The following is a 24,190-nucleotide window of genomic DNA, read 5'->3' as shown; positions in this document are numbered from 1 at the left end:
CGGAATCACAATGAAGAAAATCGGACTCTTGTTGGCTGCCATCCTGCTCAGCCCGCTGGCCATGGCGCAAACCGCGCCCGCAGCCCCCAAGGCGCAGGCCTCCAAAATCTGGTATGTGGCGCCCATCGCCATCGACGAGACGAGCGAAGCCCAGAAGGCGCTGACCAAAGATTTTATGGCCCAGATGATCAAGACCATCAAGATCAACGAATACCAGACCGGCAAAGCACTCGGCAAGACCAAGGATCCCAAATGGCTGATCCGCACCAAGCTGATGCCAGCCAGCACGGAGCCGCTGGTCGGCAAGAAGCACCCGCAGGGTCTCACCTACGGCAAGGGCATCCCCACCCAGGAAATCGTCGGCGAGCTCATCATGAACGGCACGCTCGTCGCTCATGTGGGGCAGGGCTGGCGTGAGCCCATAGTCCCGGGCACCCCGGTGGCCGAGAAGATCACCATAGCCAACTACCAGTACGCCATCGGCAACGAAGCCAAGGCGCCGGATCTGGAAGAGCTGGCAGCGCAGATAGGCTTCGAAGTGGGCAAGGTCATCGCCCGCGATGGCAAGCCGCTGCCCGAGAAGAAAAAGAAAAAAGAGTAAACGCCATACCCGTTACAAAGAGGGGCCTTGCGCCCCTTTTTGCTGCCCCCTGGCCAGCCCGCCGCCGTCATCAAACCGTCACAACTGTGATCGAGATTCCAGTTTGAAGCTCAAAACCTTACTTACAAATGACTTATCAACTTGTGATTCAATGAGTTAAAAATCATCTTCCCCATGCAGCAAATCATTGGTTCCGAATTCGATCGGGATCACATTTATCTCTGGGGGGAAGGGGTACTTTGGTTTTGAAGGCACAATCAAACGAAACCAAGGAGGCTTCATTACATGTTCCCAGAGTACAGAGATCTCATCTCGAAACTGAAGAGCAGTGATGTCCATTTCCAGAAGAAGTTTGACTTGCACAACGACCTGGATGCGGAGATTAGAAAGTTGGAAAAGCATCATGCCAGCGACTACAGCTCCGAGGTGAAGGATCTGAAAAAACAGAAACTCAAACTGAAAGAGGAGATATACGACATCCTCAAACAACATCCACATTAGACGCCTCGACGAATACCCGGATAAGCAACTTATCCCTCCAGCCCGGCTCAAGCCGGGCTTTTTATCGCTCCTCCGCCAGCGGCAATCCGAGCCATCCCACACCCAGAATGCCGATCGTCCCGGCTACATATTGTTCTGTCATCGTCCCTTCTCCTGCTTGACGCTATTTGCCCCGCAGCTTACCTGCCTTGGAAGGAAAAGGAAGCCTTGGCCTCCAGATCGACAAATGCCGGCAATGTGACAGCATATTAGCGAGCTATATTGGGCATCATCGTAGGATTCCATATCGAGAATCAGTTATTCAAAAACGCCCTTCGATTGCACCCAAACTATTAAACCATATGCCGTAGAGATAAAAACCAAGCTTGATATGAAGTCACTTAGTAAAATTTGGCATATTGTTAGGTATTTCCACGAAGCCACATTTCTATGATGTGCCATGAAATATAAGATATCACACCAACAATAAAAAACATGAATTGTAGCTGGCCATAACGATTTGCACGGCTATTGTTTATTTTCATTGCGTCGCTGGCGCCTTGATACGCAGCTTCAATTAGTTGTGGATGACTACCTACTTCAGGATGATTCCCATTCTTAATCTTAACCATTTCAAAGTTTGTAAATAGTGTCGCACTAGCATACTCCAAGTGAAAACAGCCAAAGAAAAAACTTAATCCCCATGTTAATACGCTAATCCCCAAGGGGATTTGAGAGAGAGCTAATGACATACCTTGAGTCTGATTCATAGCAAAACCTATAGCTGCCCCAACAGCAGCCAGAAGAAAATACACATATTTATCTTGTGCAGCTCGAACCTGTCTATACAACTCAATTTCTTGCTCTAATATCACGTATCATCCCTTATGATCGAAGTTTACTTAGACACTCTTCTTTTAACTTCTCGCCTATCGGCAACTCTTCAATTCCAGCAATTGCCGCATCGCGTAAAATAGAATTCTTAACAGCCAAATCTGTTAACGAGACAACTGTCGCAGTTTGTGATGCAAGACCGACAGGAATAGTAAATATAGATAACGCTTTTAAATTATCATTAATAGCCTTGATTTCCTCTTTACTTTTGTCGGATAGTGAAGGATATAGCTTTAAATAATGCTCTATAACATTTTCCGATAGTACGTAGCCTGAGCGACCATTAGCAATGGTTATTAACTCTGAAAATTGCTTGATAAGATTAATATCAAGTTCAGCTTCATTCTTTAGTTTTAAATTATTCTCCGCTTTAACTTTTAATTTATAAGTTAGCACCCCCAAAACTGCAGTTATAGAACCACTAACTGCAACAGTTAAAATAGATACTTCTTTTGCATATAAAATAATAAAATCAATCACATTCATTCAACTCCCCTTGACATATAAACTTCATGTAAAGAAATCAAAATTACTATCTACTTAATTCAGAACATCCTGTCCAACTCAACCAGACATATCAATAAATACGTTATTTTTCAAGATTTTATTACCAAGTAAGCCCCTTTTTTGTGATTGAAGGATATATAGATAGCCTTTGCCGCCAATACCAAAAGCGGGCCAGTGGCCCGCTTGGTTATATCGATTTCACCCCACACTCACACCGGCGGATGGAAATGGCTGGCCTCCCGGGTCGCCATCTCCTCGTAGGTGGCCCACTTCTGCCAGGCAACCTGTTGCGCCACCTGCATCAGCCGTTCGGCTTCCTCGGGGTGGCTCTGGGCCAGTGCCTGATAGCGGTTCTCCTCTGCCCTGTATTCGGCAAGGGGGATAGAGGGGCGCAGGCTGTCGAGGCTGAAGGGGTTCTGCCCCGCACTGCGCAATACTGGGTTGTAGCGCAGCAGCGGCCAGTGACCGGAGGCCACGGCGCGTTTTTGCTGGGTCAGGCCAAACTCCATATCGATGCCGTGGGCGATGCAGTGGCTGTAGGCGATGATGAGGGACGGGCCATGGTAGGCCTCGGCCTCGCGCAAGGCCTGCAGCGTCTGCTGCGGGTTGGCACCAAAGGCGATACGTGCCACATAGACGTTGCCATAGGAGATGGCCTGCAGCGCTACATCCTTCTTGGCGAGCGTCTTGCCCCCCGCCGCGAACTTGGCAACGGCACCGAGCGGCGTCGATTTCGACATCTGGCCGCCGGTGTTGGAGTAGACCTCGGTATCCATCACCAGCACGTTCACATCGCGGCCGGAGGCGAGCACATGATCGAGCCCCGCCGAGCCGATGTCATAGGCCCAGCCGTCGCCGCCAACGATCCAGACCGAGCGACGCACCAGCTGATCGATAAGGGACAGCAGCTCGCGAGCCTTGCCGGATTTCACCTCCTCCAGTCGTTCACGCACTTGCGCTACCCGATTTCGCTGGGTGCGGATCTCCGACTCCAGCCGCTGCGGGGCGCTGATAAGCGACTCGACCAGCGCTTCTCCCAGCTCCCCCTTCATCGCCTTGAGGGCGGCCACCGCCTGACCGTGATGCTGATCGGCGGTGAGACGAAAACCAAAGCCGAACTCGGCGTTGTCCTCGAACAGGGAGTTGGACCAGGCGGGCCCCTTCCCTTCCGCGTTCTTGGCCCAGGGAGTGGTCGGCAGGTTGCCGCCATAGATGGAGGAGCAACCGGTGGCGTTGGCCACCAGCATGCGATCGCCAAACAACTGGGTCAGCAGCTTGAGATAGGGGGTCTCGCCACAACCGGCGCAGGCGCCGGAGAACTCGAACAGGGGCTCCAGGAACTGGGCGCCGCGCACGGTGGAGAAGTCCACTCGCTCGCGGGCAGGCCAAGGCAGGCTCTCGAACCAGCCGAGCGCCTGTTTCTGACCAGCCAGATGGGGCGCCTTGTCCATCATGGTGATGGCGCGCTCGCCCTCATGACTCTCATCAGCCCCGACCCGCACCGGACAGGCCTGCACGCACTGGCCGCAGCCGGTGCAATCCTCCGGATAGAGTTGCAGGGTGTAACGGCTGTCGGGGAAGCCGCTGGCGGTAACGGGCACCGACTGGGCCGCCTCGGGGGCGGTCGCCAGCCAGTCCTGATGGTAGAACTTGGCCCGCAGCGCCGCGTGGGGGCAGACAAAGACGCAGTTGCCGCACTGGATGCAGATATCGGAGTGCCAAATCGGGATCTCGCGGGCAATATCCCGCTTCTCGAAGCGGCTGGTGGCGGTGGGGTAAGTACCATCCACCGGCAGCATGGAGACGGGAATGAGATCGCCGCGCCCCGCCAGCATCTCGCCGGTGACCCGCTGGACAAACTCGCTGCCGCCCAGTGCCAGTGGCAGCGGATAGTCGCTGATCTGCTCGTCACCGGCCGGGATTGCCACCTTGCAGAGGTGAGCCAGGGTATCGTCCACCGCAGCGAAGTTGCGCGCCACTACCTCGGGCCCCTTGCGGGCATAGCTCTTCTCTATGCTCTCCTTGATCAGCGCAATAGCTTCGTCCCGTGGCAAGATGCCGGCCAGCGCGAAGAAGCAGGTCTGCATGATGGTGTTGATGCGATTGCCCATGCCGTTTTGCTCGGCCACCCGATCGCCATCGATGCAGTAGAGCTGGATATTGAGGGCGCGGATACGGGCGCGCAGCCGCTCGGGCAGCTGGCCCCACACCTTGTCAGCCTCATGGGGGGCATTGAGCAGCAGGGTCGCCCCCTCCGCAGCGTGCTCCAGCAAGTCCACCGATTCGACAAAACCCCACTGGTGACAACCGATAAAGCTCGCCTGCTCGATGAGCCAGGGGGCGTCTATGGGCTCGGGGCCAAAGCGCAAGTGGGAGACGGTGCGCGAGCCCGACTTTTTGGAGTCGTAGACGAAGTAGCCCTGGGCGTGGAAGCCCTCCAGCTCGCCGATGATCTTGATGCTGTTCTTGTTGGCGCCCACGGTGCCATCGGCGCCGAGGCCGAAGAAGAGCGCCCGCACCCGGCTGGCGGGCTCCAGATCGCCGATGGGATGCCAGGCCAGGCTGAGGCCGGATACGTCATCCACTATCCCCACGGTAAAGCGCGGGCGCGGCGCATCGGATGCCAGCTCCTCGAACACAGCCGCGCACATGGCGGGGGTGAACTCCTTGGAGGAGAGACCATAGCGACCGCCACTGAGCCACGGCAGCCGTTTGAGAAGGCAGCGCTGCAAGCCGTCGATCAGGGCACTCTGCACATCCAGCAGCAGCGGCTCGCCGCCCGCCCCCGGCTCCTTGGTGCGATCCAGCACCGCCATGCGCCGTACGCTCGCGGGCAGGGCATCGAGCAGTGCCTGTACCGGGAAGGGGCGATAGAGGCGAATGACCAGCACACCGGTCTTGCGATCCTGACGGTTGAGCCAGTCGACCGTGGTGCGGGCGGTAGCGGCTCCCGAGCCCATCAGCACGATGACGTCGGTGGCATCGGTTGCGCCGTGATACTCCACCAACCGGTAGTGGCGGCCGGTGAGAGATCCCAGCTTGTCCATGCACTGCTGCACCCGCGCCGGCACTGCCTCGTAGAAGGGGTTGACGCTCTCCCGGGACTGGAAATAGGTGTCCGGGTTCTGGGCCGTGCCGCGCATCACCGGGTGATCCGGGTTGAGCGCCCGGGCACGGTGGGCCCGCACCCAGTCGTTGTCGATAAGCGCGCGAATTTCGTCCCGATGCAGGGCCGTGATCTTGTTTACCTCGTGGGAGGTACGAAAGCCGTCGAAGAAGTGGATAAAGGGCACCCGGCACTGCAGGGTGACGCTGTGGGCGACCAAGGCCAAGTCCTGCGCCTCCTGCACCGAGCCGGAGGCGAGCATGGCAAAGCCGGTGCTGCGCGCCGCCATCACGTCCTGATGGTCACCGAAGATGGAGAGCCCCTGCGCCGCGAGCGATCGGGCCGCCACATGGAACACGGCAGCGGTCAATTCACCGGCGATCTTGTACATGTTGGGCAGCATCAGCATCAGCCCCTGACTGGCGGTGAAGGTGGTGGCGAGCGCCCCCGCCTGCAGGGCACCGTGTACAGTACCGGCCGCGCCCCCTTCACTCTGCATCTCCACGACTGTGGGGATATTGCCCCACAGGTTGGTCTGCCCCTCATCCGCCCAGGCGTCAGCCAGTTCGGCCATGGTCGAGCTCGGGGTGATAGGGTAGATGGCACACACTTCGCTCAGCTGGTAGGCCACCCGGGCCGCGGCTTCGTTGCCATCGACCATGATCAGTTCATGTTTCATTGGGACTCCTCCGGTTGGCGCAGCTCGATGGCGTGACAAGGGCACTGGTCATGGCAGGCACCGCAGCCGGTGCAGCGCGTCGCATCCACTTGATAGCCCTTGCCCGGCCCCAGTTTCTCGATGGCCTGCTCGGGGCAGCTGCCGTAGCAGCCGTCGCACTCGAAGCAGTTGCCGCAGGAGTAGCAGCGCGCTGCCTCGTAACGGGCGGCCACCTCATCCAGCCCGCCGATGATCTCGCCAAAATCGTCCCGCGCCCACGCCGGTTTGACCGGCTGACTGCTGGCCGGGGCATGGGTCTGGAACCAGAGCTGCAACTGCTCCGGCCCCACCAGCGGGTAGGAGACCATCTTCTGGTAGTGACGACCGCGCAGCCAGGCATCCATATGGCGTGCCGCCTTCTTGCCGTGGCCGGTGGCGATGGTGACGGTGCGCTCGGAGGGCACCATGTCGCCGCCAGCAAACAGACCGGGCACATCCGTCATCAGGTTGTCCGCCACCTGCACCACACCTTCCTGGTTGATCCGCACGCCGGGAATGCTCTCCAGCACGCTCAAGTCCACCTCCTGACCGAGCGCCAGAATAAGGGAGTCCGCTTCCAGGGTTTCGAACTTGCCGGTGGGCACAGGCTTGCCCTGCTCATCCAGCGCCATCACCTCCACTTCGATGCTGGTGTTGTCGAGCTGGCGGATGCTGCGCAGCCAGTTGATCTTGATCCCCTCCTCCTCGGCTTCAAGGGCTTCGAAGGCGTGAGCCGGCATATGGTCCCGGTCGCGGCGATAGATGATCATCGCCTCCTCCACCCCGAGGCGGCGTGCGGTGCGGGCTGCGTCCATGGCGGTATTGCCGCCGCCGTAGATCGCCACCCGCCGTCCCAGTTTGGGGGGTGGCAGTCCCTGCTCCTCGGCGAGACTGGCCTGCTCAAGGAAACTCACCGCATCGAGGATCTTGCCCGCTTCCCGGGCCGGAATATCGACCCGCTTGGCCAGATGGGCACCGATGGCCATAAAGACGGCGTCAAAGCCCCCCTCGTCTCGCTCGCGCAGCACATCCTCCACCTTGTGGTTGAGGGTCAGCGTCACACCAGCGGCCAGGATGCGGGCGACCTCCCGATCCAGTACATCGCGGGGCAGCCGGTAGGCAGGAATGCCAAAGCGCAGCATGCCGCCGGCCAGCGGCCCCGATTCACGGATCTCCACCTGATGGCCGAGCCGGTTGAGGTGCCAGGCACAGGAGAGACCGGAGGGACCGGCGCCTATCACCAGCACCTTCTTGCCGCTGGCAGGCGCTGGCGGCGCGGGCAGCCAGCCTTTGGCCAGCGCCTCGTCGCCGAGGAAACGCTCGATGGCGTGAATGGAGACGGCATCATCCACCTGGGCGCGGTTGCAGGCGCTCTCGCAGGGGTGATAGCAGACCCGGCCATGGACGGCAGGCAGGGGATTTTCTTCGATAAGTCGCTGCCAGGCTGCTTCAAAGCGGCCCGCTTCGGCGAGGGAGAGCCAGGCCTGGATGTTCTCGCCAGCCGGGCAGGCGTGGTTACAAGGTGGCAGGGCCGGCCGCCAGACGGGCAGCCGGGTACGGACCGGGCCTGTTCCCGTTTTCTGGGAGAGATCCGGCTGTGGGGTCATATCCAGTTGTTTGCTCATACATTGCTTTCTTCTTTTTGTGTGACAGGCCCCATCCGATGGCACTTGATACCGTTTAGCCGAAGCGGGCGGTGGCCGGAGAGGGAAGAAGCGAAAGCGTTAAAAACTGGAAGCTGGTTCGATAGTGGACTGATTTTTGTACTGATTGACGGATCAGGATCAAATAATGTTGCACTTTATGGGGTATGGAGAACAGAACGTGACCCCTGTAACATCTTGCCCGATTGAAGATGTGATTGGGTTGACCATGTCACACCTTCGACAACCGGCGCAGCACACTGCAGGGATGGCTGCCACGACAGTCACAGCGCACTTCCCCTTGTTGACACAGGGCACTTCACAGGATCAGGACATGCCAATACTCGACAGCATTCATCTCTACCCCATCAAATCAACGGCAGGCATGCCACTGACTCGCGCTCGGGTGACCGAAGAGGGATTGCAGGGAGATCGCCGCTACATGGTGGTCAAACCGGACGGCACCTTTATCACAGCCCGTACCCATCCCCAGCTACAGCAAGTAGTGGCGACCCCCATAGAGGGCGGCTTGCAGTTGCGCTATCCGGGATTTGAACCGCTCACGCTGCGAGAACAGGATTTTTCCCGCACACCTCGGACTACCGGCGTCTGGCGCGACAGCTTCACCGCCCTGCATACAGATATCAGCGCCGATCTCTGGCTGAGCAAGGTCGCTGGTGAGCCGGTCGCCTTGCTCTGGCTCGGCGAGCAATCGGATCGTTTCCGGGAAAAAACCGGCACCCGGGTCAGCTTCGCCGACGGTTATCCCCTGCTGCTGATCAGCCAGAGTTCGCTCGATGACCTCAACCTGCGCTCCGATGCCTTGCACCAGATGAGCCAATTTCGTACCAACCTGGTGGCAACCGGTACCCGGCCGTTCGAGGAGGACAGTTGGGTACGCATCCGCATCGGCGAGGTGGAGTTCAGTGTGGCCAAGCCGTGCAGCCGCTGCATCATGACTACTGTGGAAGCGGGCACGGATCGCTTCAACGCCCTGAAGGAGCCGCTGGCTACCCTCACCCGTTACCGGCGTGGCGAGGATGGGGATGTCTATTTCGGCCAGAATCTGGTGGCCCTCAACGAGGGCTGGATTGAGGCGGGCAGCGAGATAGAGGTGCTGGAAACCGCCAGGGCTGTGGTCTATCCCAATGCGGCGCCGAAGAAGCGGGAGCTGGTCTGCGTCGCCCGCGAGCCGCTGGCACGGGATCTGGAAACCTTCTGGTTCGAAGCCGCCGACGGCGAGCCGCTGCCCGACTACCTGCCGGGCCAGCACCTGCCCATCAGTCTGGATATCAAGGGCGAGCGGCTGCAACGGCGCTATACCCTGAGCTCAAGCCCGGATCTGCCGGAGCGCTACAGCATCAGCGTCAAGCGCCTGGGTGAAGGGCGCATCTCCCCCTGGCTGCACCACCAGCTGCGGGTGGGGGATACCCTGCTGGCGGCCACGCCGGCTGGCGAGTTTCACCTCGGCACCGAGCGCAGCCTGCTGCTGCTCTCGGCCGGCTCGGGCGTGACTCCCATGCTCTCCATCGCCCGTACCCTGGCCCTGCGCGGCGAGCTCGAGGATGTGCACTTCATGCACCTGTGCCGCAGCGAGGCCGACATACCGGCCGCCGCCGAGCTGCACGCCCTGAGCCGGGCAGGCATGCAACTGACCCTGATCCTGAGCCAGCCGGATACTCACTGGCAGGGGCTCAAAGGGCGGCTGTGCGATGATCATCTGGCCCAGGTCAAGGGGTTGATCGGGCGTGAGGTATTTATCTGCGGTCCTCACGGGTTTATGGTCGATGCGGCCGCCAGATTGTGCGCACTCGGCGTGGCTGCGGATCGCATCAGGCAGGAGAGCTTTGGCGGCGCCATTCTCTCGGTGGCTCGTCCCCATCAGGCGGTGCAACTGCGTATCGGTGAAGAGGCCTTTGCCGGCAACAATCAGGGCACCATACTGGATCAAGCCCACAAGCAGGGAGTGGAGCTGCCCTGGAGCTGCCGCGCCGGCATCTGCGGCAGTTGCAAGCAGACCCTCGTCTCGGGAGAAGTGGATCACCCGGATGCCCCGGCCATCACGGCAGCCGAGCGGGCCGAAGGCAAGATCCTCACCTGCTGCGCCGTGCCCTTGACCGATCTGGTGATCGGGCCGCGATAATAGTGCGGGCCGGGAGCATCATGGGTTAAGCGCCTCCCGGCCCTTATTTTCCCCGCTGTTTTTACCCCCGCCCCTTTTCTCGGCATACCCGAGCCATGCTGCTCCTCCGGCCCCCTATACTCACTGCAGAACAATAAAAACCTTCAGAAGTACCGGCCTTCGCCGTGTGACAAAGGGGGTTATTCTGGTGAGAATAAGGACGCTCAAACCATGGAACAGAACAGACCTGCCTTTCAACTCAATCTCTTGCTCTCCGTTGTCACCCTGATCCTGCTATCGCTGGTATTTTTTGCCTACACCTGGTCAGGGACAAAACTCGAGCAGAGTTATCAACAACGCTACCAATCCTATCTGCTGGCCGATGAGCTAAGGCAATCCTCCGACGATCTGACCCGGCTCGGTCGCACCTATGTGATCACCAAGGATCCCGCCTATGAGCAGCAGTACATGCGGATCCTGGCCATACGCAACGGCGAACAGAACAGACCGGAAGGCTACAACCGCATCTATTGGGATTTCGTGGCGGCCAGTGGTCAGAACCCCAGACCCGACACTTCGCTGCTGCGTGGCCTCATCGATCTGATGAAGGATGCCGGCTTTACCGACGGTGAGCTGGCCAAACTCAACGAGGCCAAGAACAACTCGGATGCCCTGGTCAGTACCGAAGTCGCCGCCTTCAAGCTGGTACAACAGCAGGAGGGGGATCTCGCGGCCAACCAGCAAAAAGCCATCGCCATGATGCATGACAAGGCCTATCACCAGAACAAGGGGCGCATCATGGCCCCCATCGATGACTTCTACGTCATGATGGAGACCCGCACCCAGCAGGCGGTGGACGATGCCACCAGCCAGTCTGCCATGTTACGCTATCTGTTTATCGCCCTGGGCCTGGTATTGATGTTCTTCCTGTGGCGCACCTATCGGGCCCTGCTCGACTTGACCGGCACCTCGGTCAGCCAGCTCAGAAGCGATCTCAACAGTCTGGCGCAAGGGGATTTCTCCCGTCAGATCCAGGTACCCGTTGGCGCACAAGAGAGCCTGATCGGCCTGCTGGCCACCATGCAGTCAACCCTCAAGGGGATCATCGCCCAGGTCTCCCACTCCAGCGAGGAGCTGTCAGGATCGGCCGACAGCATAGCCCAGATAGCGGAGCAGACAGCCCAGTTTGCTACCTCCCAGCAGACCAGTACCCAGACAATGGCGGCCGCCATCGAGGAGCTGGTAGTGAGCATCAGCCACCTCTCCGACAACGCCACCCATGCCGACGAATTGAGCAAGGTGTCGGCCAACACCCTGGAAGAGGGTTCCGGCGTCATAAAGCAGACCCTGGACAGCATAGAAAACATCTCCAGCACAGTGGGGGATGCGGCCAGCAGCCTCTCCGAGCTCAACAGCCACACCCAGCAGATTTCGGACATCATAGAGGTGATCCGCGGCATCGCCGATCAGACCAACCTGCTGGCCCTCAACGCCGCCATAGAGGCAGCGCGGGCGGGAGAACAGGGGCGGGGCTTTGCGGTGGTGGCCGACGAGGTGCGCAATCTCGCCAGCCGCTCGGCGGCCTCGACCCAGCAGATCACCGGCATGATCAGCAAGATCCAGAGCGGGGCGGATGCCTCCATCCGCAGCATGGAAAATACGGTCAACAACGTCTCTCGCGGCGTGAGTCTGGCCAACCAGACCGGCGAGGCCATCACCAGCATCAAGAGTCATGCAGCCAACCTGACCGGATTGATGGGGGAGATAAGCCACACACTGCGCGAGCAATCCACCGCCGCCAACGAGGTGGTTTCCACCGTCGGCCACATTACCTCCCTCTCCGAACAGTCGGGGGATGCGGCCCGTCACGTATCGCAGGAGGCCGCCAAGCTCAAACAGCTGTCACGGCTGCTGCGCCAGGAGATGGGTCGCTTCAAGCTTTAAAGAACGCTGAAAAGCAAAACGGCTGCCCAAGGGCAGCCGTTTGTTTGGCAAGGCCTTTTTCAAGACCGGATGGCATCAACCACGCAGGGCGGCGATGCGCTGTTCGATGGGCGGGTGGCTCATGAACAGCTCGCTCATGGAGCGCTTGCCGTTGATGCCAAACGCCATCATGGAGCCTTCCATCTGTGGCTCGGCACCGCGAGAGAGGCGCTGCAGCGCAGCAATCATCTTGTCACGACCCGCCAGCTTGGCGGCACCTGCGTCGGCGCGGAACTCACGCTGACGGCTGAACCACATGACGATCATGGAGGCCAGCACACCGAATGCCATCTCCAGCACGAACACGGTGATCATGTAGGCAAAACCACCGGAGCTGCTGCTCTCTTCGTCGTTGTTGGAGCTGAAGAAGTTGCTGATGACACCGGCCACGATACGGGCAAAGAACATCACGAAGGTGTTTACCACCCCCTGGATCAGGGTCAGAGTCACCATGTCGCCGTTGGCCACATGGCTCACCTCGTGAGCCAGCACGGCTTCCGCCTCGTCGCGGCTCATGCTGTAGAGCAGGCCGGACGAAACGGCGACCAGGGAATCGTCACGACGGGCACCGGTAGCGAACGCGTTCATCTCCGGCGAGTCGTAGATCCCCACTTCCGGCATCTTGATACCCGCTTCACGGGCCTGACGGGCAACGGTGCTGACCAGCCAGTGCTCTGTCTCGTTACGGGGTTGCTCGATGACCTGGACGCCATAGCTGCGCTTGGCCATCCACTTGGACATCAGCAAGGAGATAAAGGAACCCCCAAAACCGAACACGGCACAGAACATCAACAGACCGGAAATGCTGGACTTGTTGATCCCCAGAACCGAGAACAGGATATTGAGTACCACCCCCAGCACCAGCATGACGGCCAGGTTGGTCACCAGGAATAGCATAATTCGCTTCATATAGACTCCTTGTGAGATATGGATAGGTGCCTCCCGTTCCGGTTCACAGCCGGTCGGTATCACACCTGTTCCGCATAATAGATAGATTCGATGAATGTTCGCTGAATGTCGGGTTCAGAGCAGAGGGGATATATCGAGACGCCCGCGCAAATCAGCCTCAAGTGGATTGTTTACAAAGGGTATTTCACCCAAAAACGGCGCGGGGAGCAAGCCCCTCAAGGTGTCCAGGTTTTCTTGGTAGTGACTCATGGATCCGTACAGCCGATTCATGACCCAGCCTGCTACCGGCAGATTGTCGTTTCGAATGGCGGCAAAGGTGAGCAGCGCATGGTTGAGACAACCCAGCTTGGCCCCCACCACCATGATCACCGGCATGTTCTCCTGCTTGACCCAATCCGACAGCAGATGCTTGCGATCCAGCGGCAGAAACCAGCCGCCCGCCCCCTCTACCACGACAAGCTCGGCCCCCGCCTGCTCTATCTGGCGCAGACCGTCAGACAGTCCCTTCAGGGTAATGGCATCACGGGCCTCGCTGGCGGCGATATGGGGCGCAATAGGCGGTTCAAAGGCATACGGATTGACCATATCGTAAGGCAGCGACAGGCTGGCCGCCTCTTGCAGCAAGACGGCATCCAGGTTGCGCAACCCATCCGGGGTGCGAGCGCAGCCAGCGGAGATCGGCTTGTAACCGGCGCACTGAATGCCATGGGCGGCAAATTCCAGCAGCAGGGTGCGGGCGACCAGCGTCTTGCCCACATCGGTATCTGTGCCGGTGATAAAGAAGGATTTAACCATGATGACTCCTCAACACAAATCAGGCGACAGCCCGCCGTTTATAGGGGCAGATCACCTGCATATCAAGTATCCGGGACAGAAGATGAGTTCAGCCCGACTTGTTCGCACATTGCGTCCCCCGGACAGACCCGGCAAAGGGCGACTCAGGCCAGCTATCGGCGGATCAGGCGCCCCAGGCACACCTGATAGCTGGCGGCCAGCAGGCCATCCGGCTGACGGTAGGCTTCATAAGCCTCCGTCAGGCGCTGCAAGCGCAGCCGACTGCTCAGACCTGATTGACGCGCATCGTTAAGCTGGCTGGCGCCTATGCCCTTGAGGTCGCGCAGCAGACCGCTCAACTCGTGATAGGAGAGCGACCAGGCCAGACTCTCGAGGCAAGGTGCTGTGAAGCCACCTGCGGCAACGGCATCTTGCAATTGTGGCAGGCTGAGGAAGCGATTGACATGGGGATGGTCGTCAACCGTGCGCCAGGCCTCACGCAACTGCCAGAGCGAATCGACAAGCAGGGTCGAGAACAGCAGTTGTCCACCGGGTTTGAGTACCCTGTGGAGTTCGGCAAACGCCTGCGCCGGTCGTTCACACCACTGCAGGGCGAGGCTGGAGAAGACCCAGTCCAGGCTCCCGTCGGCAAACGGCAGACGCTCGGCATCGCCGCACACAAGTTGCGCACCGCTGCCACGCAGAGCCGCCTGCTGCAACATGCCGGGGGCAAGATCCAGTCCATGCAACTGGTGGCAACGACTGGCGAGGTGGGGCAGGAAAAATCCGGTACCACAGCCCAGATCCAGCCCGGATATGGGAGAGGTTGACAGGGAAGCGGGAGTCACTGGCTCCCCGGGCATACGATCCAATAGCGCCAGACCGACTTCCTGCTGAAAACGGGCATGGGCATCGTAGTGACTAGCCGCCGCCCCGAAACGACGGGCGAGCTGGGCCTTGTCGACCTGCTGAAAGCGCTCATCCATGGCGAACACCTCTCGGCTCTGCGGCAAACTCGCTCCTGCTGGCCGTCAGGGTGCAAGGGCCGAGGGCCTCGAGCAGGCGGTCCACATCCTGCTCGCAGTGGGCCGCGCTTAACGTGATGCGCAGCCGCGCCGTGCCCGCCGGCACAGTGGGCGGGCGGATGGCGCTCACCCAGACGCCGCGATCCCGCAGCCGCGCAGCCAGTTGCAAGGCAGCACAGCTCTCCCCCACCAGCAGCGGCTGTATGGGGGTGTCGCTTGCCCCAAGCTGCCAGCCCTGCGCCTGTGCCCCTTGCCGGAAACGGGCGATCAGCTGGCCAAGATGAGCGCGGGCATCGTCGGCGACCCGCACCAGTTCGATACTCTTGCTGACCGCGCACGCCTGGGCGGCGGGCATATGGGTGCTGTAGACATAGTGACGGGCAAAGTTGACCAGATAATCCACCAGCTCGCGGCTGCCGCCGACAAAGGCGCCGGCGACGCCAAGCGCCTTGCCAAAGGTCCCCATCTGGATGTGTACGGATGCCGGAGCCACCCCTTGCGCCGCCAAGGTGCCGCGCCCCTCGGGCCCCAGCACGCCAAGGCCGTGGGCATCGTCGATCATCAGCCAGTTGCCGCTCTGGGCGGCCAGGCGGGCAAGCTCAAGCCAGGGGCCCTGATCCCCATCCATGCTGAACACCCCCTCCGAGACGATCAAGCCCCGGTTTGGTTCGAGTTGGCGCGCGAGAGCAGTCATATCGTTGTGACCAAAGCGCTGCATCTTGCAGGGAAGCTGGCTGCCCATCTCCTGCAGGGAGGCGTGGTTGAGCCTGTCCTGCCACAGCAGATGCTCCTTGCCGAGCAGGGCTTTGAGCACAGCCTGATTGGCAGAAAAACCGCAGTTGAACAGCAGCACCGCCTCCACCCCCAACCAGTCAGCGAGCGTCTCTTCCAGCTGCTGGTGAGCACGGCTGTAGCCGGTCACCAGGGGCGAGGCGCCAGATCCCGTGCCATAGCAGTCAATCCCCTCTTTGAAAGCGGCTTTGATGGCGCTGTGATCCGCCAGCCCCAGATAGTCGTTGGCACAGAAGTTGAGGTAGTCGCGGCCATCGACCTGCAGCCTCCCCCCCACGCTGCCATCGGTGGCAGTGCGGCGGCGAAGCAGCGCTGCCAACTCTCGCTTGGCCAGAGCCGTGCCCAATGCAAAGGGGCCTTGTACCGCCAGGCCATTCATGACCGCGCAACCCCTGCGCGAGGACGGGTAGCATCGTAAAACATCTCATCCGGCGCGTTCTGGCGGCTCACCTCGGCCAGGATCTCTTCTTCCTGAACCTGATCCGGCTTTTGGGCCCGCTGGGCGGGGCGAATGCCGAGTCGTTTGAACAGCTGCATGTCGCTGTTCTCATCCGGGTTTGGCGTGGTCAGCAGCTTGCAGCCATAAAAAATCGAATTTGCCCCTGCCATAAAACACATGGCCTGCATCTGTTCGTTCATCTTCTCCCGCCCGGCGGAGAGGCGCACATGGGAGGCAGGCATCATGATCCGTGCCACGGCTATGGTGCGGATGAATTCGAACGAATCGAGATTCGCTTCGTTCTCCAGCGGCGTCCCTTTCACCTTGACCAGCATGTTGATGGGCACGCTCTCCGGGTGGCGTGGCAGGTTGGCCAGCGCCATCAACAGGCCCGCCCGATCCTTGGCCTGCTCACCCATGCCGACTATGCCACCGGAGCAGACCTTCATACCGGCGCCGCGCACATGCTCCAGGGTATCGAGCCTGTCCTGATAGGTGCGGGTGGAGATGATCTCGCCATAGAACTCCGGCGAGGTATCGAGGTTGTGGTTGTAGTAATCGAGCCCCGCGGCGCCAAGGCGGGCAGCCTGATCCGCGGTGAGCATGCCAAGGGTCATGCAGGTCTCCATGCCCAGTCCTCGTACCTCTTCGATCATCCGCAGTATGTAGGGCATGTCCCTCTCTTTGGGGTTGCGCCAGGCGGCCCCCATGCAAAAGCGCGACGAACCGTTGGCCCTGGCCTCACGAGCCCGCTCCAGTACCTTCTCCACCTCCATAAGCCGCTCGGTCTCGAGCTCTGTGTGATAGCGGGCGCTCTGGGGGCAGTACTTGCAATCCTCCGGGCAGGCACCCGTCTTGATGGAGAGCAAGGTGCTCACTTGCACCTCGTTGGGATCGAAATGGGCGCGGTGTATCGTCTGTGCCTGGAACAGCAGATCATTGAATGGCAGGGCAAACAGGGCCTGAACCTCGGCGAGGGTCCAGTCGTGACGAAGGGCGTGGCCGCCCGCGGTGTGAGCATTCATACATGGCTTCCGGTTGTTATAAGTGGGATCCTGCGCCCGCCATCCTGGATGGCCGAGCCCCGGACCCGCCACTTTGCCCCCGCGCCATCCAGCGAGTGAGGAGCCAAGTGGCTGAAATTGTTGGCTAGTGTAGAGAGCGCGCGTAGACTGTCAACACCGACCAGATCAAACCAATTGACAACAGAACACAAAATGACCAAACAAGAATTCGACCTGAATCACATCTGGCACCCCTATACCTCTCTCACCCATCCCCTGCCCTGCTATGAAGTGGACAGCGCCAAAGGAGTCACCATCACTCTCGCCGATGGTCGCGAACTGGTGGATGGCATGAGCTCCTGGTGGGCCTGTATACACGGCTATCAGGTGCCTGAACTGGACGCGGCCGCCACCGCCCAACTCGGCAAGATGTCCCATGTCATGTTTGGCGGCCTGACCCATGCCCCGGCGGTCGAGCTGTGCCGCAAGCTGGTGGAGATCACACCGGCCGGTCTGGACCGGGTGTTTCTGGCCGACTCGGGATCGGTGGCAGTGGAAGTGGCGCTCAAGATGGCCCAGCAGTACTGGCACGCCAAAGGCACCCCCAGAGCCAAGTTCGTCACACTGCGCGGCGGCTATCACGGCGACACCTTCGGTGCCATGAGCGTTTGTGACCCGGATGGCGGCATGCACGAGCTCTACCAGGGCTTCCTGCCCGAGCACTACTTTGCCCCGGCCCCCAGCTGCCGTTTCCACGCCCAATGGGACGAAGAGTGTGTGGTGGATCTCGCTGCGCTCGTCGCTGACCATCATGAAGAGATCGCAGCCATCATCCTCGAACCCATAGTGCAGGGAGCGGGCGGCATGCGCTTCTACCACCCCCGCTATCTGCAATGGGTACGCGCTTTGTGCGACGAGTTCGGCCTGCTGCTGATTGCCGACGAGATTGCCACCGGGTTTGGTCGCACCGGCCAGCTGTTTGCCTGTGACTGGGCTGGCATCAGCCCCGACATCATGTGCCTTGGCAAGGCGCTCACCGGCGGTTACATGACCCTCTCTGCCACCCTCACCACTGAGCATGTCGCCCGTACGATTTGCGACGGGAAAGCGGGGGTCTTTATGCACGGGCCCACCTTTATGGGCAATCCGCTGGCCTGCGCCGTGGCCTGTGCCTCCATCGATCTGCTGCTGGCCTCGCCGTGGCAGGAACGGGTGCAGGCCATCGAGCACCAGCTCAAAACCGAGCTGGTGCGGCTGACCCTGAACCCTTTGGTTGCCGATGTGAGAGTGCTTGGCGCCATCGGCGTGGTGGAGATGAAGGAGCGGGTAGATGTGGCCCGTATCCAGCGCAAGTTTGTGGAGTTAGGTGCCTGGATCCGGCCATTTGGCAAACTCATCTACCTGATGCCCCCCTTCGTCATCACACCGGCACAATTGAGTGTGCTGACCCAGGCCATCCATGAAGCCATCGCCAGCGGCGAGTTCTAAGCCGGCATGAAAAGGCCCTGCATGAGAATGCAGGGCCTTTTGACTCTTTTTTATCAGAATGTGAGCAAGACACCAGACCCGGGCGACCATGACGAGTAGACTGCGCAGGTTTTACCCAACAGATGTACCGTTCCCATGCGCCTTTCCATTGCTGCCAAAATCAACTTTTTCCTGCTCTTCATCTTCTCCATGGTACTGGTCTTCTCCGCAGCCTATCAGGCGGTGCGCGAGCGGGATCTCATCCTGACTCTCATCAAGGAGCAGAGCCGCGAGCAGACCGAAGCCTATTTCGACGGCCTCAACATGCTGATGCTGACCGGCAAGATGGACGCTCGCGACACACTGCGAAACAAGTTTCTCGATCACGCCCACGTGGAAGATGCCCGCATCGTCCGCGGTGATGCAATCAGCAAGCAATACGGGCCGGGCCGCGAGACAGAGCAGGGCAAGGATGAGTTCGATCGACTGGCGCTGGCGGGCAAGGGCAGCCTGGAGGTGGTGCACGACGGCATGCACAGCAAGCTGGTGGTAACCCGACCGCTGTTGGCCAAGAAAGATTTTCGCGGCACAGACTGCACAAGTTGCCATCTGGTACCAGAGAACACTGTGCTGGGGGCGGTGCGCTTTGACTACTCCCTCGACACCCTCTTTACCCGGGTCGAGCAGAACATTCTCACGTCGGCACTTATTCTCACCGGCATCTTCGGGCTGGGGCTGCTGTTGACTCTCTGGGTCATTCGTACCTGGATAGTTCGCCCCCTCAACCAGCTGACCCGTTCCATGGAAGAGGCCACCGACCTGCATGACTTCGGTCACCGATTGGAAGGGGATGAAGGGGACGAGATTGGCCGGGTGGCACTGGCTTACAACCAGATGCTCGACAGCGTGGAACGCCAGCTCGGCAAGCGCCCTGCCGCGCAGGCGAAGCCGGACAAAAAACAGGATTAGCCTGCGTAGTAGAACAGCAAACTGGCGATGAAGATCAGCAGCAGTATGGTCAGATTGACGTGCAGCGAGTCCTCCCGTCGTCGGCTGCGTTTACGCTCCAGCAAAAACACCGCCAGGGTCAACAGGCAACAACCCCAGAGCCAATAAACCAGCCAGGGAGTCAGTACGGGATCCCAATAATCGCGAACTGCTATCCCCCCGTAGACCAGAAAACCGTACGCCACTTCCGGGCGCGCATAGTGATAGAGGGAGAGCAGCACGATAAAGCCCGCCCAGCAGAGGATCACCAAGCCCTGCAGCCCTCTGGTCAACCAGTCCGGTCCCTGTCGCCGCTCTTTCACGTCCATCCCCTGCCCCACTGGCCCGACCATGAGGTGATCCGGGCATAAATCCCCTCCAGAGTCCGACATTTTTGCTTGTTTATCAAACCCGCGCGGGTAAGATTGTCGGCTTAGTCTGCCATGATGGGCCAGTGAATGCCCGGGCCAGACCCCTAGTGTTGCAAATAGCGCTGCAAGAACAAGCTGGAGACAATATTTCGATGACGCACGCATCCGTAGTAGATGTGCTGACCGGTAAATATGCGGTTGGCACCACCCAGACAGTAAAAGGGTGGATCCGGACTCGCCGTGATTCCAAGGCGGGGATCTCATTTTTGGCCGTATCCGACGGCTCCTGTTTCCATCCGGTACAGGCAGTTGTCCCCAATACCCTGGCCAATTATGAGAATGAAGTGCTGCGTCTGACCACAGCTTGCTCCGTGGAAGTGACCGGTGTGGTTGCCGCCTCCCAGGGCAGCGGTCAGGCTTTCGAACTGCAAGCCACCGACGTCAAGGTCGTAGGCTGGGTCGAAGATCCGGACACCTACCCCATGGCCGCCAAGCGCCACAGCATAGAGTACCTGCGTGAACAGGCCCACCTGCGTCCGCGCACCAACATAGTCGGCGCCGTGACCCGGGTGCGCAACTGCCTGGCCCAGGCCATCCACCGCTTCTTCCATGAAGAGGGTTATCTGTGGATTGCGGCTCCGCTCATCACCGCCTCTGACACCGAAGGTGCCGGCGAGATGTTCCGCGTCTCCACCCTGGATCTGGAAAACCTGCCGCGCACCGACGCTGGCAAGGTCGATTACGACAAGGACTTCTTCGGCAAGGAGACCTTCCTGACCGTTTCCGGTCAGCTCAACGTCGAAACCTACGCCTGTGCCCTCTCCAAGGTCTACACCTTCGGGCCCACCTTCCGCGCCGAGAATTCCAACACCAGCCGCCATTTGGCCGAGTTCTGGATGGTTGAGCCGGAAATTGCCTTCGCCAACCTGGACGATAACGCCGCCTTGGCCGAAGCCATGCTCAAGTACGTCTTCAATGCCGTACTGGCCGAGCGCCGCGACGATCTGGAGTTCTTTGCACAGCACGTCGACAAGGATGCCATCGGTCGTCTGGAACGCTTCGTCTCCTCCGACTTTGCCCAGATCGACTACACAGATGCCATCGAAGTGCTGAAAAACTGTGGCAAGAAGTTCGAGTTCCCTGTCTCCTGGGGCATCGATCTCTCCTCCGAGCACGAGCGCTATCTGGCCGAGGAGCACTTCAAGTCTCCTGTGGTGGTCAAGAACTACCCGAAAGACATCAAAGCCTTCTACATGCGTCTCAACGATGACGGCAAGACAGTTGCCGCCATGGACGTACTGGCACCCGGGATCGGCGAGATCATCGGCGGTGCCCAGCGTGAAGAGCGTCTCGAGGTACTCGATCAGCGCATGGCCGAAATGGGTCTGAACAAGGAAGATTACTGGTGGTATCGCGATCTGCGCCGCTTCGGCACAGTCCCGCACGCCGGTTTCGGTCTCGGTTTCGAGCGTCTGGTGGTCTACGTGACCGGTATGGGCAACGTCCGTGACGTTATCCCCTTCCCCCGTACACCCCGTACCGCCGAATTCTGATAACGGCCCTCTGCCGACAAAGCCGACCCCAGGGTCGGCTTTTTGTTGCCCGCACCACGGCATTCGCCCCTCGCAGCCACCACAATTAATCACACTTCCCCTTATGGCTGCAGCCTTGCTGCACTGCCCCTCAAGATACCAGCCCCGTATGATACCAACCAGAACCCCTTCAAATAACAATCATGTTAATACGTGGTTTTTATGCAGTTAAATCAAAAACCGATGAGTTATTGAAGTACCTCAATTTTTTGCCCCTTTGAGAAGGGCACAATACCCACTAACCCTTTAGGGCTAAATAAAAACAGACAATCCCGGTCCATGAGCTCAACACAGCACAGATATGGATTAAATCACGCGAGGTAATGGAATGATCTTGATGGAATTTATGGTGGTACTCGGCTGCTTGTTGCTGGGTACCCGATTTGGGGGCATGGGACTGGGTCTCATCAGTGGCATAGGCCTGTTCCTGCTGACCTTCGTGTTCGGCCTGGCACCGGGCGAACCGCCGGTGCAAGTCATGCTGACCATACTCGCTGTGATCGGCTGCGCCGCCACCCTGCAGACCGCCGGCGGCCTCAACCTGATGATGCAGGTGGCCGAGCGTCTGCTGCGCCGTCACCCGCAATACATCACCATACTGGCCCCGCTCACCACCTGGACCCTCACCTTCCTGTGCGGTACCGGCCACGTGGTTTACACCATGTTTCCCATCATCTCCGACATAGCGCTGCAAAAGAACATCCGCCCGGAACGGCCGATGGCGGTCGCCTCCGTCGCCTCCCAGATGGCGATTTGCGCCTCGCCAGTCTCGGTCGCCGTGGTCTCCATGGTCTCCATACTGGCAGCTGGGCACGGCATAGGTCAGGCCTACGGCCTGCTGGATATCCTGATGATTGCCATCCCCTCCTCATTGACCGGCGTGATGATGGCGGCCCTGTGGAGCCTGCGTCGCGGCAAGGATCTGGACAAGGATGAAGAGTTTCAGGCCAGGATCAAGGATCCGGAGCAGCACGCTTTCATCTATGGCGGCGGTGAAACCCTGCTCAACACCAAGTTCCCGAAAGAGGCCTACTGGTCTACCTGGATCTTCTTCGCCGCCATCGCTGCCGTGGTATTGCTTGGCGCCAACGAAGGGCTGCGCCCCGTCTTCACCATCAAGGACAAGACAGGCCCTCTCTCCATGAACCTGGTGATCCAGATGATGATGCTGATCGCCGGTGCCATCATTCTGATGCGCTGCAAGGTCAAACCGGGCGAGATCGCCAACGGGGCTGTCTTCAAGGCCGGCATGGTCGCCATCTTCTCCGTGTTCGGGGTTGCATGGATGAGCGAAACCTTCTTCCAGGCCCACATGCCGCTGCTCAAAGAAACCCTGTCCCACGTGGTACAGGCCCAGCCCTGGACCTACGCCCTGGTGCTGTTCCTCATCTCCAAGCTGGTCAACAGCCAGGCTGCCGCCCTGACCGCCATCGCCCCCATGGGTCTGGCGCTGGGGGTGGAGCCCAAGCTGCTGATCGCTTTCCTGCCAGCCAGCTACGGTTACTTCGTGCTGCCGACCTACCCGAGCGATCTGGCCTGCATCGGTTTCGACCGTTCCGGCACCACCCGCATCGGCAAGTTCATCATCAACCACAGCTTCATCATTCCGGGGCTGATCGGGGTGAGCAGCTCCTGCGCCCTGGGTTACGTACTGACCACTATTCTGCTCTAATCACAGCGGCGTTTATCACGCCATTGCCACACAGGCCCCCAACTCCGGGGGCCTGCTCTTTTCTCCCCCTGCCTATTCCCGTTACGATTTCACGCCATGGCTTTACCTGCGACCCCGCCACTGGGTAGCATGCTCCCTCTTTCACCATCGGAATCGACTCCATGTCTCGCGTCATCCTGCTCTGGAGCGGCGGCAAAGATGCCATGCAGGCTCTCTGTCATGCCCGTGAGCAGGGGCATCAGGTGGTGGCACTGGTCACCTTTGCCCCCTCTGCGCCCCGCTTTCTGGCTCACCCCCTGCCACTGGTACGCCGTCAGGCCGAGGCGCTGGGCCTGCCCCACCAGCTGGTTACCATAGAGGCGCCATTCGATCAGAGCTATGAAAGGGCACTGGCCAGCTTGCGGCAGGAATGGGATCTCGATGGGGTGGTCACCGGCGATATCGACAGCGTGGGAGGTGCCAGCAACTGGATCCGCGAACGCTGCCGCCCACTGGGGCTTGAGGTACACACACCGCTCTGGCAGCAATCTCGCGAAGCGCTACTGAGCGACATGCTCGGGCGCGGCATCGTCGCCCACCTCTCCTGCGTCGATACCCGCACGCTGGCACCCGGCTGGGTCGGCCGAGTGCTGGACACATCCGCCATCACTGAATTGAAGGCGCTGGCAGACCGGCAGGGTTTTGATCTGTGTGGGGAACAAGGGGAATACCACACCATGGTGACCGACGGCCCGGGCTTTGCCGCCCCTCTTGGGCTCGATGGCTGGCATCTGGCAGCGCAGGCACACCTGGCCTACCTGGCAAAAGAGGAGGAGTAGCCGGGCGGCGGTGAAGGCAGGCTCTTCTTCTGGCGGCAAACAAGCGGGTTCAATCGTTGGTCCGGTCGCGGTTTGGTCAAGGGCCATATGAGCCAGCAACAGGAGGATACAGACATAGACGGCACCGTTTTTCCTTGCTCCTGGTCGCCAACCATGACGGAGCCTCACTTCGCCAGAACAAAACTCCAAAAAAACAATAAAAAATGGAAATTTAAACTAATAGCAAAGCTTTAGAATCCCTTTGCCAAGCATTCTGGCGAGGAACCTCAGGCTTTTTTGCTCTGGATCAACGTCAGGGGCCAGTGAA

At 59.7% G+C, this 24,190-nt stretch carries 19 protein-coding genes; 9 read left to right on the top strand and 10 right to left on the bottom strand.

The annotated features are described in order from the left end of the window. Positions 1 to 10: 10 nt before the first annotated feature. The gene (locus GWQ27_RS15445; protein ID WP_005313022.1) at positions 11 to 601 is read left to right on the top strand and encodes a hypothetical protein; all 591 of its coding nucleotides are present in this window, start codon (positions 11 to 13) and stop codon (positions 599 to 601) included. A 285-nt stretch (positions 602 to 886) separates the two neighbouring features. After that, positions 887 to 1,102 (top strand): DUF465 domain-containing protein, encoded by a 216-nt coding sequence (locus tag GWQ27_RS15440; protein WP_005313020.1) that lies wholly within the window; start codon positions 887 to 889, stop codon positions 1,100 to 1,102. 401 nt (positions 1,103 to 1,503) lie between these two features. Here GWQ27_RS15440 and GWQ27_RS15435 read toward each other — a convergent pair whose 3' ends face one another. The 4 genes from GWQ27_RS15435 to GWQ27_RS15420 form a co-directional block, all read right to left on the bottom strand. After that, a complete protein-coding gene (locus tag GWQ27_RS15435; RefSeq protein ID WP_275907716.1) occupies positions 1,504 to 1,956 on the bottom strand; it encodes a hypothetical protein in 453 nt (150 codons plus the stop codon). Positions 1,957 to 1,966: 10 nt separating this feature from the next. Further along, positions 1,967 to 2,461, bottom strand: a complete 495-nt coding sequence (locus tag GWQ27_RS15430; RefSeq protein ID WP_275907715.1) for a hypothetical protein — start codon at positions 2,459 to 2,461, stop codon at positions 1,967 to 1,969. Between the two features lie 230 nt (positions 2,462 to 2,691). After that, positions 2,692 to 6,267, bottom strand: a complete 3,576-nt coding sequence (nifJ, locus tag GWQ27_RS15425) for a pyruvate:ferredoxin (flavodoxin) oxidoreductase (RefSeq protein ID WP_275907714.1) — start codon at positions 6,265 to 6,267, stop codon at positions 2,692 to 2,694. Next, a complete protein-coding gene (locus GWQ27_RS15420; RefSeq protein WP_275907713.1) occupies positions 6,264 to 7,910 on the bottom strand; it encodes an NAD(P)-binding protein in 1,647 nt (548 codons plus the stop codon). Before GWQ27_RS15420 ends, nifJ begins: the two co-directional genes overlap by 4 nt. A gap of 352 nt (positions 7,911 to 8,262) precedes the next feature. On the opposite strand from GWQ27_RS15420, the gene GWQ27_RS15415 reads away from it, so the two are divergent. Together GWQ27_RS15415 and GWQ27_RS15410 are read left to right on the top strand one after the other, a co-directional pair. Next, a complete protein-coding gene (locus tag GWQ27_RS15415; RefSeq protein WP_275907712.1) occupies positions 8,263 to 10,071 on the top strand; it encodes an MOSC N-terminal beta barrel domain-containing protein in 1,809 nt (602 codons plus the stop codon). Positions 10,072 to 10,281: 210 nt separating this feature from the next. Next, positions 10,282 to 11,994, top strand: coding sequence for a methyl-accepting chemotaxis protein (locus GWQ27_RS15410; protein WP_275907711.1), 1,713 nt, complete (start codon positions 10,282 to 10,284; stop codon positions 11,992 to 11,994). 75 nt (positions 11,995 to 12,069) lie between these two features. On the opposite strand, the gene htpX is transcribed toward GWQ27_RS15410, so the two are convergent. The 5 genes from htpX to bioB form a co-directional block, all read right to left on the bottom strand. Continuing rightward, positions 12,070 to 12,942, bottom strand: a complete 873-nt coding sequence (gene htpX / locus GWQ27_RS15405; protein WP_005313012.1) for a protease HtpX — start codon at positions 12,940 to 12,942, stop codon at positions 12,070 to 12,072. Positions 12,943 to 13,056: 114 nt separating this feature from the next. Further along, positions 13,057 to 13,737: a dethiobiotin synthase gene (bioD, locus tag GWQ27_RS15400; RefSeq protein ID WP_021137938.1), complete on the bottom strand. Its 681-nt coding sequence runs from the start codon at positions 13,735 to 13,737 to the stop codon at positions 13,057 to 13,059. A gap of 152 nt (positions 13,738 to 13,889) precedes the next feature. Then, positions 13,890 to 14,702: a malonyl-ACP O-methyltransferase BioC gene (gene bioC / locus GWQ27_RS15395; RefSeq protein WP_275907742.1), complete on the bottom strand. Its 813-nt coding sequence runs from the start codon at positions 14,700 to 14,702 to the stop codon at positions 13,890 to 13,892. Then, positions 14,695 to 15,912, bottom strand: coding sequence for an 8-amino-7-oxononanoate synthase (gene bioF, locus GWQ27_RS15390; RefSeq protein WP_275907710.1), 1,218 nt, complete (start codon positions 15,910 to 15,912; stop codon positions 14,695 to 14,697). The genes bioC and bioF overlap by 8 nt, the downstream gene beginning before the upstream one ends. After that, the gene (bioB, locus tag GWQ27_RS15385; RefSeq protein WP_275907709.1) at positions 15,909 to 16,997 is read right to left on the bottom strand and encodes a biotin synthase BioB; all 1,089 of its coding nucleotides are present in this window, start codon (positions 16,995 to 16,997) and stop codon (positions 15,909 to 15,911) included. The genes bioF and bioB overlap by 4 nt, the downstream gene beginning before the upstream one ends. Before the next feature lie 192 nt (positions 16,998 to 17,189). Here bioB and bioA point away from each other — a divergent pair, with 192 nt between their 5' ends. Next, entirely contained in the window at positions 17,190 to 18,464 is a 1,275-nt protein-coding gene (bioA, locus tag GWQ27_RS15380; RefSeq protein WP_275907708.1) for an adenosylmethionine--8-amino-7-oxononanoate transaminase, read from the top strand. 135 nt (positions 18,465 to 18,599) lie between these two features. Next, positions 18,600 to 19,412 (top strand): HAMP domain-containing protein, encoded by an 813-nt coding sequence (locus GWQ27_RS15375; protein WP_265422439.1) that lies wholly within the window; start codon positions 18,600 to 18,602, stop codon positions 19,410 to 19,412. Here the strand turns inward: GWQ27_RS15375 and GWQ27_RS15370 are convergent. After that, the gene (locus tag GWQ27_RS15370) at positions 19,409 to 19,759 is read right to left on the bottom strand and encodes a hypothetical protein (RefSeq protein WP_011898929.1); all 351 of its coding nucleotides are present in this window, start codon (positions 19,757 to 19,759) and stop codon (positions 19,409 to 19,411) included. The genes GWQ27_RS15375 and GWQ27_RS15370 overlap by 4 nt on opposite strands. Before the next feature lie 194 nt (positions 19,760 to 19,953). Here GWQ27_RS15370 and asnS point away from each other — a divergent pair, with 194 nt between their 5' ends. From asnS to GWQ27_RS15355, 3 genes are all read left to right on the top strand, one after another. After that, positions 19,954 to 21,354 carry an asparagine--tRNA ligase gene (asnS, locus tag GWQ27_RS15365; protein WP_059112591.1) on the top strand — a complete coding sequence of 467 codons (1,401 nt, stop codon included), beginning with the start codon at positions 19,954 to 19,956 and terminating at the stop codon, positions 21,352 to 21,354. 367 nt (positions 21,355 to 21,721) lie between these two features. After that, complete coding sequence (locus GWQ27_RS15360; protein WP_275907707.1) at positions 21,722 to 23,065, top strand: anaerobic C4-dicarboxylate transporter; 1,344 nt, start codon at positions 21,722 to 21,724, stop codon at positions 23,063 to 23,065. A gap of 161 nt (positions 23,066 to 23,226) precedes the next feature. Next, entirely contained in the window at positions 23,227 to 23,883 is a 657-nt protein-coding gene (locus GWQ27_RS15355; RefSeq protein ID WP_275907706.1) for a diphthine--ammonia ligase, read from the top strand. Positions 23,884 to 24,190 lie beyond the last annotated feature (307 nt).

The sequence above is a fragment of the Aeromonas sp. 5HA1 genome (assembly GCF_029237245.1).
Taxonomy (GTDB): domain Bacteria; phylum Pseudomonadota; class Gammaproteobacteria; order Enterobacterales; family Aeromonadaceae; genus Aeromonas; species Aeromonas salmonicida.
The sequence above is the reverse complement of the archived record's forward strand: the minus strand, read 5'-3'. Positions and strand labels throughout refer to the sequence as shown.